Annotated in this window: 11 protein-coding genes; 7 read left to right on the top strand and 4 right to left on the bottom strand. The window is 70.4% G+C overall.

Translation table 11 applies throughout. The annotated features are described in order from the left end of the window. The first annotated feature begins 196 nt into the window (after nt 1-196). The 4 genes from D7X96_RS06625 to D7X96_RS06610 all read left to right on the top strand — a co-directional run bounded on the left by D7X96_RS06625 (nt 197) and on the right by D7X96_RS06610 (nt 4,802). Nucleotides 197-2,230, top strand: coding sequence for an AsmA family protein (locus tag D7X96_RS06625; protein ID WP_121769266.1), 2,034 nt, complete (start codon nt 197-199; stop codon nt 2,228-2,230). A gap of 59 nt (nt 2,231-2,289) precedes the next feature. Continuing rightward, the gene (locus tag D7X96_RS06620; RefSeq protein WP_120546904.1) at nt 2,290-3,945 is read left to right on the top strand and encodes a sensor histidine kinase; all 1,656 of its coding nucleotides are present in this window, start codon (nt 2,290-2,292) and stop codon (nt 3,943-3,945) included. 93 nt (nt 3,946-4,038) lie between these two features. Next, entirely contained in the window at nt 4,039-4,350 is a 312-nt protein-coding gene (locus tag D7X96_RS06615; RefSeq protein WP_120546905.1) for a PRC-barrel domain-containing protein, read from the top strand. A gap of 74 nt (nt 4,351-4,424) precedes the next feature. Further along, nucleotides 4,425-4,802 carry a type II toxin-antitoxin system RelE family toxin gene (locus D7X96_RS06610; RefSeq protein ID WP_120546973.1) on the top strand — a complete coding sequence of 126 codons (378 nt, stop codon included), beginning with the start codon at nt 4,425-4,427 and terminating at the stop codon, nt 4,800-4,802. A 216-nt stretch (nt 4,803-5,018) separates the two neighbouring features. On the opposite strand, the gene D7X96_RS06600 is transcribed toward D7X96_RS06610, so the two are convergent. From D7X96_RS06600 to D7X96_RS06590, 3 genes are read right to left on the bottom strand one after another with little or no spacing between them, the layout of a single operon-like run. Continuing rightward, nucleotides 5,019-6,779 carry a sodium:solute symporter family protein gene (locus D7X96_RS06600; RefSeq protein ID WP_233609516.1) on the bottom strand — a complete coding sequence of 587 codons (1,761 nt, stop codon included), beginning with the start codon at nt 6,777-6,779 and terminating at the stop codon, nt 5,019-5,021. Continuing rightward, on the bottom strand, nt 6,776-6,958 hold the full coding sequence (locus D7X96_RS06595; RefSeq protein WP_120546906.1) for a hypothetical protein: 183 nt from the start codon (nt 6,956-6,958) through the stop codon (nt 6,776-6,778). The genes D7X96_RS06600 and D7X96_RS06595 overlap by 4 nt, the downstream gene beginning before the upstream one ends. Next, nucleotides 6,955-9,405, bottom strand: coding sequence for a PIG-L family deacetylase (locus D7X96_RS06590; RefSeq protein ID WP_233609517.1), 2,451 nt, complete (start codon nt 9,403-9,405; stop codon nt 6,955-6,957). Before D7X96_RS06590 ends, D7X96_RS06595 begins: the two co-directional genes overlap by 4 nt. 165 nt (nt 9,406-9,570) lie before the next feature. Between D7X96_RS06590 and bshC the strand changes: the two genes are divergently transcribed. From bshC to bshA, 3 genes are read left to right on the top strand one after another with little or no spacing between them, the layout of a single operon-like run. Next, nucleotides 9,571-11,196 carry a bacillithiol biosynthesis cysteine-adding enzyme BshC gene (bshC, locus tag D7X96_RS06585; protein ID WP_120546907.1) on the top strand — a complete coding sequence of 542 codons (1,626 nt, stop codon included), beginning with the start codon at nt 9,571-9,573 and terminating at the stop codon, nt 11,194-11,196. Further along, nucleotides 11,193-11,999 (top strand): bacillithiol biosynthesis deacetylase BshB1, encoded by an 807-nt coding sequence (gene bshB1 / locus D7X96_RS06580; protein ID WP_120546908.1) that lies wholly within the window; start codon nt 11,193-11,195, stop codon nt 11,997-11,999. The genes bshC and bshB1 overlap by 4 nt, the downstream gene beginning before the upstream one ends. Further along, on the top strand, nt 11,996-13,159 hold the full coding sequence (bshA, locus tag D7X96_RS06575) for an N-acetyl-alpha-D-glucosaminyl L-malate synthase BshA (protein ID WP_121722432.1): 1,164 nt from the start codon (nt 11,996-11,998) through the stop codon (nt 13,157-13,159). The genes bshB1 and bshA overlap by 4 nt, the downstream gene beginning before the upstream one ends. Nucleotides 13,160-13,183: 24 nt before the next feature. On the opposite strand, the gene D7X96_RS06570 is transcribed toward bshA, so the two are convergent. Next, nucleotides 13,184-14,041, bottom strand: a complete 858-nt coding sequence (locus D7X96_RS06570) for a DUF2911 domain-containing protein (RefSeq protein WP_120546910.1) — start codon at nt 14,039-14,041, stop codon at nt 13,184-13,186. Nucleotides 14,042-14,116 lie beyond the last annotated feature (75 nt).

Here is a 14,116-nt window from a genome sequence, read left to right as displayed (position 1 = left end):
TGACGTCGCGGGCCACCGGCGGAACGTTGGGCGGCGGGTCGTTGTCGCGACACGCGGCAAGAAGGGGCGGGTCGGAGTCGCGCCGGCTTCGTGCAGGCCATGACGCGTCCGCCTCCGTCGGAGGTACCACGGACGGAGGAAGGGCACGGCCCGCCGAGCGGCGCCAACGCGCCGGCGTCTGCCCATCTTTCCTTGCATGAGCCGAACGTCCCATCCCCCTCGTCGAGCCCTGAAGGTGGCGCTTGCCATCGTGGGCGTGGCCTTCGTGCTGACGATCGCGGCGTTGGCCATCAAGCCTTCCTGGCTCGGTGAGCGGCTGCGCGCCCAGGTCGAGGCCGTGGCGACGCGCTCGCTCGGCCGCGAGGTGACCATCGAGAAGCTCGACGCTCACCTGCTCCCCACGCCCGGCGCAACCATCACGAACTTCCGTGCCGAGGGAGCGGGCTCCGAGCCCCCCTTCCTCGAAGCCTCCCGTGTCACGGCGACCGTCCAGCTCTGGCCCTTCGTGCGGAGCCTGGGCAAGGACGTGCGCGTGGGCGCGGTGCGGCTCGAGGAACCCACGCTCAACCTGGTTCACCACGTGGATGGCTCCTGGAACCAGGAGACGCTCGCACGTCCGCCCGAGCGGCCCTCCGGAGCATCCGGAAGCAACACGGACATCGAGCACCTGCGCATCCGGGATGGCGTGGTGCGCGTGATGGACCAGCAGGCGGAGGGCAGGCCCGCGGTGGCCGCCCTCCACGACATCGACGCGGACCTGAAGCATGTCGGGCGGGGCCAGCCACTCGAGGGCAAGGTGCGGATGGCGCTGGCCGCTCCCAAGCAGAACGTGGGGCTGGACCTGAAGGTCGATTCGCTCCCACAGGGCCTGCCCCAGGAGGGGCAGCCCTGGCCCCGGGTGACGGCACGCCTGAAAGGCCAGGACGTGTCCGTGAGCGCCTTCCGCCGCCTCCTCCCGGCCTCCGCGACGGAACTCTTCACCGGAGGGACGTTGAACGCCGACGCGGAGCTGAAGACCGACCAGGGCCGGTACGTGCTGTCCGGACATGGCTCGGCGAAGGGGCTGAGGCTTCGAGGAGACCCGGCGAACGGCTCGTTTGACTTCGACTCGCGCATCGACCCGGACCAGCCGGAGGCGGCCAGGGTGGCGTTCACCCGAATCACCCTGTCAGGCCCTGGCGTCGAGCTGGGAGGAACCGCGTCCGCACAACTGAAACCCGCGCGCGTCCGGTTCTCCCTGGCGGGCAGGGAGCTGGACCTGGGGCACCTGCTTGGCGCCATGCCCCCCCGCTCCGCCCCGGATGAGGCGCGCCCCTCCGGCACGCCGCTCATCCCGAAGCGCACGGGGATGGGGAAGGTGGACGTGGATGGAACGCTCCGCATCGCGACCCTGCGCCATGGCGCGCTGACGGCGTCGGACGTCGACGTCCGGGCGAAGCTGGACGATGGCGCCCTCGTGCTCCAGCGAGGCACCGCGCAGGTGTACGGCGGACGCGCGAATCTCACCGGTTCCCGCGTGGACTTCACGAAGGCGCAGCCGGTGTGGTCGCTCAAGGCGGCGCTGGACGGAATGGACACGGCGCAGGCCTTCCAGGCGCTCACGGGACGCTCCTCGCTCCAGGGCGCCGCCAGCGGGAACCTCCAGCTCTCCGGAGCGGGCCTGGACTGGGAGCGGGTCCGCGGCCAGATGACGGGCGCGGGGACCCTGCGGCTGAAGGAGGGCGTCTACACGCCGGCGGACCTGGGCGAGACGGTGGCCTCCACCGTCTCGCAGGGGCTGGAGGCCCTGGGGAAGAAGGGGGCCTCCGGAACCGTGCGGAAGGCGGGGCAAGGCACGCACTTCAAGGACCTGGACGCGCGCTTCCGCATCCAGGATGGCTGGGTGTCCTTCACCCAGCCCATGGCGTTCGATTCGGACCTGGGAAAGGGGACCCTGGACGGACGGGTGTCATTGGATGAGCGCCTGGAGTTGAACGGAGCAATCCAGGCGTCCCAGCAGTTCGTGTCCGGGCTCACCCACGGCGCGGTCCCCCTCCGGGCGCCGGTATCGGTTCCCATCACCATCACCGGCACGGTGAAGGACCCCCAGGTGAAGGCCGGCAGCCCCACGGACATCGCGCAGGCGCTGCTGCCGGCGGTGCCCGTGCCGAAGGAGCTCAAGGGCCCTGTGAACCAGGCGCGCAAGGGGCTGGAGGGCTTCTTCCAGAAGCGGCCCCGCGAGAAGAGATGAGCCCGCTGGCGGGGGAACCTCCAGCCCCGATGCGGGCCATGGGAGAACGAGGTGTCGCGATGGCAAGTGTCGCGGAGAACATTCGTCAGCATCGTGAGGAGATCATCCACGGGTGGTCCGAGCAGGCCGCCCGCGCTGCGTCCGCACGAGGGCTGGATGGGCCTGAGTTCAAGAACGTCATGCCTTCGTATCTGGCCTCGCTCGCCGAAGAGGAGGGGCGCCCCGGTGCGAACGCCAACGCCCGGAAGGCGCACATCCAAAGCCATGTGGCCACCCGCCTCCGGCAGGGCTTCAACGTGGCGGAGGTCATCGAGGAGTTCGCCATCCTGGGACGATGCGTGACCCATACGTGGGCGAACGCTCCGCCCAGGGACCGTCCCAGCCCCCAGGACGTGGAGCGCCTCTTCGCCGAGCTGCATGACGCATCCGTCACCGTGGCGGAGCGCTTCAGCCAGCATCTGCTGGAGGACGAGCAGACGGAGAAACGATACGTGCGGCTGCTCCAGAAGGAAGCCAGCCAGGCGCTCCTGGAGGATACGACGTCCCTCCATCCCCCCTTGAAGGGAGCCCTCGAGTTGATCGTCGAGGCCATGGGCGCGCAGAGCGCGGCCGTGCTCCTGTATGAAGTCGAAGGGGAGAGGCTCGTGACCGCGGCCGCCTCGGGGCTGGCGAGCGAGCAACTGGAGCGCTACGCGACCTCCATGAGCCCCTCATCCTTTCCCGGAAAGATTGCCGCTGGGAGCGACGAGACCTGTTCGGTCCTGGATGCCGGAGCGACACCGTTCGAGCTGAGCCCCCAGCTTCGCCAGAGCGGGCTGCGTTCGCTGCTCGGGGTTCGGCTCCCCCCCCACCGTGCACTGGTGGGCGTCATGTTCGTCGGCCTGACCGAGGTCCGGGAGTTCTCCCCCCGGGAGAAGGCCCGGCTGATCTCGCTGGGACAACAGCTGAGTGTCCACCTGGACAACGCCAAGCTGTACGCGAAGCTTCGGGAGAAGATCGAAGCGCTGCAGGTCGAACGAGGCCTTCGCGAACGCTTCGTCTCGGTGCTCGCCCATGACCTTCGCGGCCCCCTGTCGTCGGCGAAGTCTGGGGCACACCTGCTGCTGCGGCATCCCGAGCGCCTGGACCAACGGCGAGACCTGGCACTGCGCATCGAGCGGAGCATCGAACGCACGGACCAGATGGTGCGGGATCTGCTCGACGCGAACCGCCTCCAGGCAGGCCAGCGGCTCCCGCTTCGCCTCGACACCTGCGACCTGGATGGCATCGCCCGGGAGGTGGTTGAAGAGTTGAGCGCGATCCATGGAGACCGCTTCGTGCTCCACGCGGAGGAGTGGGTCCGGGGAGTCTGGAGCGCGGAGGAGCTCCGCCGCGCGCTCTGGAACCTGGGGAGCAACGCCATCAAGTACGGCTCCGCCACGGAGCCCATCACCTTCACGGTCACCCGGACCGGAGACACGGCGCGAGCCGCCGTCCACAACCGGGGTCCTGTCATCCCACTCGCGGACCAGGAACAGATCTTCAAGCCCTTCACCCGGACCCACTCCGCGCAGGAGGGCCCTTCGAAGGGGTGGGGGCTTGGACTGACGCTCGTCTGGGGGTGTGCGCAAGCCCATGGAGGAAGCGTCGCGGTCCAGAGTGACGCCGCGACGGGAACGACCTTCACCCTCACGCTGCCGCTGGACGCCCGGCCCTACCAGCCTCGCGAGCCGTGAGCCGCCCGCCTGGATGAGGCGCATCCACGCATCATCCGCCCCGCACGCCTACGTTCGCGTGTCCATCCTCTTGAGGAAGAGGAGAGTGGGCACATGCGATTTTCCGAGCGGATCCACCCAGGTCGCACCGTCGTCGCCGCAGGGGGGGAAAAGATAGGCGTCGTGGAGGCCCTGTTCATTGACGCCGAGACCTGGAAGGTCGAGGGGCTTCAAGTGAAGCTGGGCTCCGAGACCGCCGACCAGATTGGGGCGTTCTGGAACCTCTTCCATGCCGGCCGGGTCGAGCTGCCCACCCGCATCATCCAGTCCGTCAGCGACACCGTCGTGCTCTCCGTCTCCGTGGACGAGCTTCGCCAGGTACTGCCTTCGGAGTCGACGCAGCACTCACACGGAGCGCAGCCCTAGACGAGGAGCGCTCCCCTTCCATCCACACGAACATGGACCTTCCGGGCGAAACGCAAGCACTGAGGTGTCTCACCATGTCTTATCGCGTCACCATCACCCCCGAACTATCGGAGGCCTACGAGAAGCTTCCTCTCTCCGAGCGCCACCCCATCCAGGAGCGGCTGGACATGCTCGCCGCGGCGGCCGACGACGCCGCTCAATCTCCGTCCCGGATGGGTCGCCCCCATGCGAAGGAGCTCGCGGTCGTCTCTCCAGGAAATCACCGCGTGTTCCTGGGCGACCAGTGGATTGCCTACTGCGTCCAGGCGCAAGATCGCACCCTCCGGTTGCTGGACTTCGGCAGCTGGAGCATGGGCCCGCTGGCGCGCCAGGACTCGACCGCCGAGGAGTCGCACGACCCGGGACAGCCGGAGGACGGCAGTCACCCGCACAGCCCCGATCACGGCGGCTGAAGGGCCCCCGCCGGCCGGCGCTGACGCTTCGGCGTGGGCGTCACCCCATCCCGCGTTGGCCGCCGCCATCGACGCCTTGAAGGCCCAGGGGTTGCTCTGAGAAATGACCTGGTGGCGCGACGGGGCATCGCCGAGCACCGCGCCTATCTGCGACAGGTCGTCGAGCAATCCCCGCTCTCGCGCCATCGCGACATCGGCCCGGTTGGACCGGTCCACCTACAACGCGCTGTTCCGGCTGCTCAAGGCCGCCTGCGTCTTCCAGTCCGCTTCCGCTTCCGACCGAGGGAGACCAGGCGACGGCGGCAGGACGGCCTGCATCACCAGGCCCAGCACCACCACCAGCGCACAGCCGATGACGTTGAACCAGAGGTAGCCCACGTCGGAGAGGAAGAAGAGGGCAATCACCGTCGCCTGGGAGATGACCGCCGCCGCGAACACGGCGTGGCCGCGCACGCGCTTCGCGAAGAAGGCCACCAGGAAGATGCCCAGCACCGTGCCGTAGAAGATGGAGCCCAGGATGTTGATGGCCTGGATGAGGTTGTCCAGCAGCGAGGCGAAGGTCGCGAAGGCCACCGCGACCAGCCCCCAGAACACGGTGAACAGCTTGGACGCCACCAGCACATGCCGGTCCGAGGCGCCGGGCTTGAACACCCGCCGGTAGAAGTCCACCGTCGTGGTGGTCCCCAGCGCCGTCAGCTCGCTGGCGATGGAGCTCATGGCCGCGGACAGGATGACGGCGATGAGCAGCCCGAACAGCCCGCTGGGCAACCAGCGCTTCACGAAGGCGATGAAGATGTAGTCCGAGTCCTTCGTCTCCGCGCCCGGAAGCGCGCGCGCCACCATGGCCTTGGCCTCCTTGCGGACCGCGCTCGCCTGCGCTTGCGCGCCCTGGAGCAGCGCCCGTGACGCCTCGCCGGCCGCCACGTCGCCCGACTCGACGGCCGCCAGGTAGCGCTCCACCTCCGCGCGCTTGCCGGACTGGACCTGCTCCCACTTCGCTTCCAGCTCGGCGTACTCGGCCGCCTGCGCCGAGCCCTGCACGCGGGTGCGCAGCGCGTCGTTGAAGAGCAGCGGCGGCGGGCTGAACTGGTAGAAGACGAAGACGAGGATCCCGACGAAGAGGATGAAGAACTGCATGGGGATCTTCAACACGCCGTTGAAGAGCAGCCCCAGCCGGCTCTCGGAGATGGAGCGGCCCGTCAGGTAGCGGCCCACCTGGGACTGGTCCGTGCCGAAGTACGACAGCGACAGGAACAGGCCTCCCGTGATGCCGGACCAGAAGTTGTAGCGGTCCTGCATGTCGAAGTCGAAGCTCACCACGTTCATCCGGCCGAACGCGCCAGCGACGTCCACCGCCTTGCTGAACGACACGTGCTCCGGCAGGCGCCAGAGGATGACCGCGGCGGCCACCACCATGCCGCCCATCATCACCACCATCTGCTGCTTCTGCGTCTGGCTCACCGCCCTGGAGCCGCCCGTCACCGTGTAGAGGATGACGAGCGCGCCCATGACGATGACCGTGGGCTCCAGCGGCCATCCGAGGATGGTGGAGAGGATGATGGCCGGCGCGTAGATGGTGATGCCCGCGGCCAGGCCGCGCTGGATGAGGAAGAGGAAGGCGCCCAGCAGCCGCGTCTTCAGGTCGAACCGCGACTCCAGGTATTCGTACGCGGTGATGACGTTCAGCCGGTAGTAGATGGGCACGAAGACCGCGCTGATGATGACCATCGCGATCGGCAGTCCGAAGTAGAACTGCACGAAGCGCATCCCGTCTTCGTACGCCTGCCCCGGGACGGAGAGGAAGGTGACGGCGCTGGCCTGCGTGGCCATGACGGCCAGGCCAATGGTGGGCCAGCGCAGCTCACGGCCTCCACGCATGTACTCGTCGCTGGTGGCCTGCCCCCGGGACTTCCAGAGGCCCCACACAACGATGAACGCAATCGTCCCGCCCAGGACCAGCCAGTCGAGCCCCGTCACGCGTACGCCTCGGTGAGTGCCCAGAACACGGCGACGAACAGCACGAAGGTGCCCAGCACCAGGATGTAGATGTTGCGCCAGGAGCCCAGGAGCGGCGGCGCGTCATCGAGCTCGGGCCGGCGCGCGGGGGCCGCTTCGGCGGCGGGCTCGACAGGGGTCAGGTTGGGAACGGTGCTCATGGCGAAAGGATGTTGGCCAACAGGCGGTAGGCGCCGGGGACCCCGGCGGGGAGCTGACGGAAGAAGGCGAGGCCCGTGTAGATGAAGGTGCCCTTGCCATGACGCGCGACCAGCAGCGCGCCCTGGAGCGGCGCCTCGCCGGCGTCGTGCATGGCGAACACGGGCTGATAGCGGGCGTCCCACGACGACGCGAAGTAGAGGCCGCGCTCCTGCACCCAGCCCTCGAAGTCCGCGGCCGTCAGCGCGTTGGGCGCGCGCAGCAGCGGCTCATTGGCGCGCAGCGGCGTCATCACCGCCGTCTCGTCCGTCACCCGGTCGCGGCCAATCTCCAGGGGATAGGGCCCGACGAAGGACGTGAGCGGCCCCACGCGGCTGTTGGTGTTGTACTGCACCACCAGCCGCCCGCCGCCCTCCACGTACTGGAGCAGCCGCTCCCGGTGGACGGCCAGGTGCGTGTTGGCGTTGAAGGCGCGCACGCCCACGAGGATGGCGTCGAAGCGCTCCAGCGGCTCCCGGGCCAGCCGCTCCTCGGGAAGCAGCGTCACCTCGTAGCCCACCGCGCTCAGGCTCTCCGCGACGCGGTCGCCCGGACCGGGGATGTAGCCGATGCGCTTGCCCTTCATGGCCAGGGAGAACGGCACCGCCCTGGCCGTGGCGGGCTGGCGTACCGTCAATGGCGGGATGTGGGGATGGGAGAGGGAGAGGGCACTCCACGACCAGGCGCGGTCCCCCACGTCGACGTCCACGGAGAGGGCTGCCTCCTTCGTGGAGCCCGGAGGCGGAGTCACCTGGAAGGTGACGGTGCGCTCGTCCCCGCGCGCCGCGAGCTTGAACCCGACCGACGCGGGCTCCACGCGCCAGCCGGGCGGCGCCACCATCCGCACCGTGCCCGGGACCCCGTCCATCCCCGCGGCCAGCACCACCGGCACGGCGCGGGACTCGCCGTTGGGGAACATGAGCACGTCCTGCGCCAGCGTGGCGGTGACGGGCGGGACGACCTCGAAGTCACGGTAGAGCTCGCCGCGCACCGGATCCGTCCAGGCGTGGACCACCGGACGCACCGCGCGGATGCGCCGGCCCGCGACCTCGTACTCGAACGTTACCGGCAGCGCGGGAAGGCCCTCCGGCTGGCCGGTGAGCGCGAGGTCCTCGCCCTTGAGCGTGTAGAGCCCTCCGGTGACAGGCTCCCGGAGCCAGTAGGGCGTGGAGATGGGCGCCGTCGCCGGCAGCGTCACCGTGCGAGACAGCTTCAGGGGCACGTTCGCGCCCAGCGCCTTCCCCACGGCCTCGGGCTTCTCGCCCGGCAGCGTCAGTCCCACCCACTTGATGGCGGCGGGTGAGCGGTTCAGCGCCACCACGTCCAGCGCCACGGGCAGCCCCGGGATGCCCGTGGGCGCGGCGGCGCGCACCTCCAGGAACAGCCCCGCGCAGTTGGCGATGAGCGCCTCCACCTCCCGCAGCTTGGGCGCCTTCCACGGGTGGGTGTCCGGCAGCGCGCTCAGCGCCTCGTGGACGCGGACGAGCGCGGGCAGGGACTGGTGGGGGGCGCGCGCATCGAAGGACTTCGCCGCGGCGGCCACGGCGCGGGACACGGCCTCCGAGCCCGGCCACCGCCTCCAGGAGAAGTCGAGCCCCTCGAACACGTCGCGCTTCGGGAGCGTCCCCGCCAGCGGCGTGAAGTACTCGGCGGCGGGGCCCCGGTCCGCGGCCTGGCCGAAGCCCTGGCTCTTGTGCTGGCTGCGGCTCTCCGCGGCCACCTCGCCCCACGAACGCCCGAGCAGCGCGTCGTAGCCGCCCACCTCCAGCTTCACGTAGCGGGACAGGTCCTCATCGGGCTTGAACGACCACGAGGAGGCGTTCTGCAGCAGGCGGTCCGCCCTCCACGGCTTCACCTCGGACAGCTGCTCGGGGAAGCGCTTCGGATCCGCGGCGGCGATGAAGGCCTCCGCCGCCAGCAGCGCGGAGGCCGTGTGGTGGCCGTGGTTCGGCGGCTGCGTGGTGAAGCGGGTCATGATGACGTCCGGCTGGAAGCGCCGGATGGCGAGCACCACGTCCGCCAGCACCGCGTCATGTCCCCAGATGCGCAGCGCCTCTTCCGCGCTCTTCGAGTAACCGAAGTCCCGCGCCCGCGTGAAGAGCTGCTCCGCGCCGTCCACGCTCCGCGCGGCGAGCAGCTCATGCGTGCGGATGAGCCCGAGCAGCGGCCCCTGCTCGGTGCCGATGAGGTTCTGCCCGCCATCTCCGCGCGTCAGGGACAGGTACCCCGCGCGCAGGCCGCGTTCGCCCACCAGCCATGCGAGCAGGCGCGTGTTCTCGTCGTCCGGGTGGGCCGCGACATAGAGCACACTGCCCGTCACACCGAGCCGCTTCAGGCCCGCCGCGATTTCACCCGCGTGGAGCTGCCGGGCAGGCCGCGCCATCGCCGTCGACCCGAATCCAAGGCTCATGGCCAGCGTCATTCCAAGGAGCAGGTTCCGCATTCGCACGGACCCTATACCAACCGGCGCGGCCCGCGTTCATTCCGGAATGACGCCCGCCGCCATGGACGGACGCGACGTGCGAGCCCGCACTTCCGGTGGCGTGCGCGCATCGACCTGTTATCACGGCAGGCCGTGACGTCCTCGTTCTCGACCGCGTGGCTGCGCGGAGATGCGTCCGCGCTCTCCTTCCTCTCCGACGACTATCGGCACCGTGAAGCGCGCGCCCGCGCCGTGGCCGCCGCCGCGTCGCGCACGGTGGCGCCCGCGCTGCTGGACGTGCTCGGCGCGCAGAACGCGCGCCTCGCGCCGAGTCCCGCCCGGGAGCGCAACCTCGCGCTGCTCGCGCGGCCCGGCACGGTGGCGGTGGTGACGGGACAGCAGATGGGCCTCTTCCTGGGCCCGCTGTACACGCTCTACAAGGCCGCCTCCGCCATCGTCACGGCGCGCGCGCTCCAGGAAGAGACCGGCCGGCCCTGTGTCCCCGTCTTCTGGCTCCAGACGGAGGACCACGACCTTCCGGAGATCGACCACTGTGTCATCCCGCGTCCGGGCGGAGGCCCCTGTCGCGTGGCGCTCGAGCTTCCGGACGCGGCCACGTCTCGAGCGCCCATCGCCCACCGGCTCCTGGGCCCGAGCGTCCTCCCCGCCCTGGCCACCCTCCGCGCCCAGCTGGGAGCGGAGCCCCACGCGGAGGAGTTCCTCGGCCTGCTGGAGGGCGCCTACCGTCCCGAGGCCACGCTCGCGCAAGCCTTCACCGGCGTGCTGTCGTCCCTCTTCGCCGGCGAGGGTCTGATCTTCCTCGACCCGAGGGACGCACGGCTGGCGCCCCTGGCCGCGCCCGTGCATCGCTTCGCGCTCCAGGAAGCAGCGCCCCTCTCCGCGGCGCTCGCGGCCCGCGCGGAGGCGCTCACGCGCGCGGGCTACGCGGTGCAGGTCCATGTCCGCCCCGGCTCGCCGCTCAGCTTCTTCTCACCGGATGCGCTCGATGGCCCGCGCTACCGGATGGATCCGGCGGAAGCAGGCGCCTGGAGCCTGGTGGGCCACCCGGAAGGCGGCGCCATCACCCGGGACGCGCTGCACGCCGCCCTGGAGCGTGAACCGCTGCGCTTCACCACGTCCGCGCTGCTGCGCCCCCTCCTCCAGGACACCCTTCTCCCCACGGCGGCGTATGTCGGCGGCCCGGGCGAGCTGGCCTACTTCGCGCAACTGGCGCCGCTCTACGCCCACGCGGGCCGGCCGATGCCGCTCGCCATTCCCCGGGCCCGCTTCCGCGTGCTCGATGACCGCGCGCGCCGGTGGCTGGACAAGGTGGGGCTCCAGCCGGATGAGGTGAACGTGCCTCGCGACACGCTGCTCACGCGGCTGGCCACGCGCAACGCCCCGGAGCCGCTGGAGACGCCCGAGGCCCTGGAGGCCCGCCTCTTCAGCGCCTTCTCCTCCGAGCTGGAGCGCGTCGCCGGACAGGTGTCGGCGGTGGACGCGAGCCTCCAGGACGCGCTGCGCCGCACCCGGGGCACGGTGCGGGTCGCGGTGTCCCGCCTGACGGGCCGCTACCGCCGCGCGCTCGCCCGGCGCGATGCCACGGCGGCAGAACAGGTGGACCGCCTGCGCACGTTCCTCTTCCCGGAGGACGCGCCCCAGGAGCGGGTCCTGGGGCTGCCCTACTTCGCCTGCCGCATCGGGATGCGTGCCTTCACGAAGCAGGTGCTGGACGCGTGTGTCCCCTTCTGCGGTGACGCCAAGGACCTGACGCCATGAGCGCGACCGGCACCGCCTACGGCATCGACGTCCTCGCCTTTGGCCCGCACCCGGATGACGTGGAGCTGTTCTGCGGCGGGCTGATGGCGAACATGGCCGCCCGCGGCTACCGCACCGGCATCGTCGACCTGACGCGCGGAGAGAAGAGCTCGCGCGGCACGCCGCAGTCCCGCGCGGAGGAGACCGAAGCCGCCAGCCGCGCGCTGGGGCTGGCCCACCGGGAGAACCTGGAGCTGCCCGACGGCTGGCTCAATCCGTGGGCGGGCTTCGACACGCCCGAGCCCGAGCGCGCGCGCACCGCCGCCGTGGTCCGCGTGGTGGAGGCGCTGCGCCGCCTGCGTCCGGAGCTGGTCGTCGTGCCCTGGGAACAGGAGCGGCACCCGGACCACGAGGCGGCCAGCGCGCTGGTGACGCGCGCCCTCTTCTTCGCGGGCGTGCGCAAGTTCGACGCGCAGCCAGACGCGGAGCCCTTCACGCCCAGGCAGGTCCTCTACTACCCGATGCGGCACCTGGCCGAGCCGAGCGTCGTCATCGACGTCTCCGCCGTCTACGAGCGGAAGCTGGCCGCGGTGCACTGCTACGCCAGCCAGGTGACGCCCCGCCCGGACGCCCCGCCCACGCTGGTGGGCTCACCGCTGTCGCTGTCCTCGCTGGAGGCCCGGGACCGCTTCCATGGCGCTCGGATTGGCGTCACCCACGGAGAGCCGTACATCCTGCGCGAAGTGCTGGGGCTGGCGGATCCGCTGGACCACTTCCGCAGGAATAGCTTCGCCCGGCCCCTGTTCTTCCCCTCACGCACATGAACGCCCCGCTCAACGTGGCCATCACCTGCTTTCCGACCTTCGGTGGCAGCGGCATGGTCGCCACGGAGATTGGCCTCGCGATGGCGGACCGGGGCCACCGCGTCCACTTCATCGCCCGGGACCTGCCGGTCCGGCTCCATGGCACGAACCGGAAGGTCGTCTTCCATGAGGTGACGGAGAGCGACTATCCGGCGCTCCAGCAGTCCAGCACCTATCCCATCGCGCTGGCCTCCAAGATGATTGAGGTCGCCAGCTACGAGCGCCTGGACATCCTGCACGTCCACTACGCGGTGCCGCACGCCACCGCGGCGTGGATGGCGCGCGAGGTGCTGGGCCCCCGGGCGCCGCGCGTCGTCACCACGCTGCACGGGACGGACACCACGCTGGTGGGAATCGACCCCAGCTACCTGCCGATCACGCGCTTCTCCATCCTGCGCAGCGACGCGGTGACGGTGCCGTCGGCCTACCTGCGCCGCGCGACGTGGCAGGGCTTCGACATCCCCGAGAGCGTCCCCATCGACGTCATCGCCAACTTCGCGGACACCGCGCGCTATGCCCCGGTGCGTGACCGCGCCTGCCTGCGCGCGCTCTTCCCGGACCTGGAAGACTCCGAGCCGGTGCTCATCCACGTCTCCAACTTCCGGCCGGTGAAGCGCATCTCCGACGTGGTCGCCATCTTCACGGAGGTCCACCGCCGCCGTCCCTGCCGGCTGGTGATGGTGGGAGACGGTCCGGAGCGCTCGCCCGCGGAGCGGATGCTGCGGGAGCAGGGCCTGGAGGGCCGCGTCGCGTTCCTCGGCAAGCAGGACCGCTTCGAGGAGCTGGTCGCCGCCTCCGACGTCTTCCTGCTGCCCAGCGAGCAGGAGAGCTTCGGGCTGGCCGCGCTGGAGGCGCTGAGCTGCGGCATCCCCGTGGTGGCCAGTGACCTGGGCGGAATCCCGGAGCTCGTCACGCACGGCGAGACGGGCTTCCTGGCGCCGCTGGGGGACGTCCCCGCCATGGTCCGGCACGTGCTCACGCTGGTCGAGGACCCGGAGCGCTGGCGGGGCTTCTCACGGCGCGCGCGGGCGCGGGTCCTGGAGCACTTCCAGATGGAGCCCGCCATCGACCGCTACGAGGCGCTCTACCGCCGGCTCCTGACGGGGCCCCTCCATCGCTGAAGGAGCCCCGGGAACCCAAGCGGGCTACTTCTTGTTCTTCCAGTCCGCCAGGGCCTTGGAGACCTGGTCCCGGTAGAAGAAGTTCTTGTCCTTCTGCCCCAGGTCCCACGCGGTCTGCGCGGCCTTGCGGGCCTCGGCGTACTTGCCCATCTGCGACAGGACGCTCGCGCGGGTCCAGTGGGCGTACCACGTGGGGTTGGCGGCCACGGCCGCGTCAGCGTGCTTCAGCGCGGCGGCGTAGTCCTTGGCGGTGGTCGCCAGGTAGGAGGCCGCGCTCGTGTGCATGCTGGCCGCGTCCTTGTCCGCCTGCTCGATGTTGGCCTTCGCGAAGGCGGCGGTGTCCACCGTGATGGGCACGGAGACGCGCAGCTTCTCCCACTCCAGGTCCAGCCGCGTGCTGGTGTCCGTGGTGTCGGTGAAGAGGTACGTCAGGCGCTCGCGCGCCGGAATCTCCGTGGTGGTGGCGTTCACCGAGGCCACGTCCTTGGAGGCGTCATAGGGCGCGCCGCCCCGCCACAGGCCCAGGTCCGTGTTCAGCATCACCTTCCAGCCCTTCTGCGAGGGCAGGCTGACGATGGCGTAGGAGCCGGCCGGGACGGCCTTGTCGCCGAAGGTGACCGGGTGGCTGAAGGTGATCTTCGTCGCCGAGTTGGCGCCGCTGCGCCAGGGCTTGTCATTGGGGACCAGCTCCCCCCAGACCTTCCGGCCCTTCACGCCGGGGCTGGAATATTCGACGGAGATTTCAGACACACCCACCGCCTGCGACACCTTCGCCGCGGGGCTGGGGGCAGGCAGTTGGAGCTGGGCCAGCGCGGGCGTCGCCGCCAGGGTCATGAGCGCGGAGGCCATCCAGCCAAAGAGCGGGTTCTTCATGGTCTTCACTTCATCCTTTCCGACCCGCGAAGGGTCGCGGAGCGGGCGCAGTCGTAACGCGTCCTTCCCAGTGGACGCAAAGAA

The organism is Corallococcus interemptor (assembly GCF_003668875.1).
GTDB lineage: Bacteria > Myxococcota > Myxococcia > Myxococcales > Myxococcaceae > Corallococcus > Corallococcus interemptor.
Note: the sequence above shows the minus strand (reverse complement) of the source record. Positions and strands in the feature narration are given on the sequence as shown.

Bases quoted from the DNA above. Each gene is read 5' to 3' on its own strand.
- D7X96_RS06625 (WP_121769266.1), top strand. From the start codon at position 197: ATGAGCCGAACGTCCCATCCCCCTCGTCGAGCCCTGAAGGTGGCGCTT.
- D7X96_RS06620 (WP_120546904.1), top strand. From the start codon at position 2,290: ATGGCAAGTGTCGCGGAGAACATTCGTCAGCATCGTGAGGAGATCATC.
- D7X96_RS06615 (WP_120546905.1), top strand. From the start codon at position 4,039: ATGCGATTTTCCGAGCGGATCCACCCAGGTCGCACCGTCGTCGCCGCA.
- D7X96_RS06610 (WP_120546973.1), top strand. From the start codon at position 4,425: ATGTCTTATCGCGTCACCATCACCCCCGAACTATCGGAGGCCTACGAG.
- D7X96_RS06595 (WP_120546906.1), bottom strand. From the start codon at position 6,958: ATGAGCACCGTTCCCAACCTGACCCCTGTCGAGCCCGCCGCCGAAGCG.
- D7X96_RS06590 (WP_233609517.1), bottom strand. From the start codon at position 9,405: ATGAGCCTTGGATTCGGGTCGACGGCGATGGCGCGGCCTGCCCGGCAG.
- bshB1 (WP_120546908.1), top strand. From the start codon at position 11,193: ATGAGCGCGACCGGCACCGCCTACGGCATCGACGTCCTCGCCTTTGGC.
- bshA (WP_121722432.1), top strand. From the start codon at position 11,996: ATGAACGCCCCGCTCAACGTGGCCATCACCTGCTTTCCGACCTTCGGT.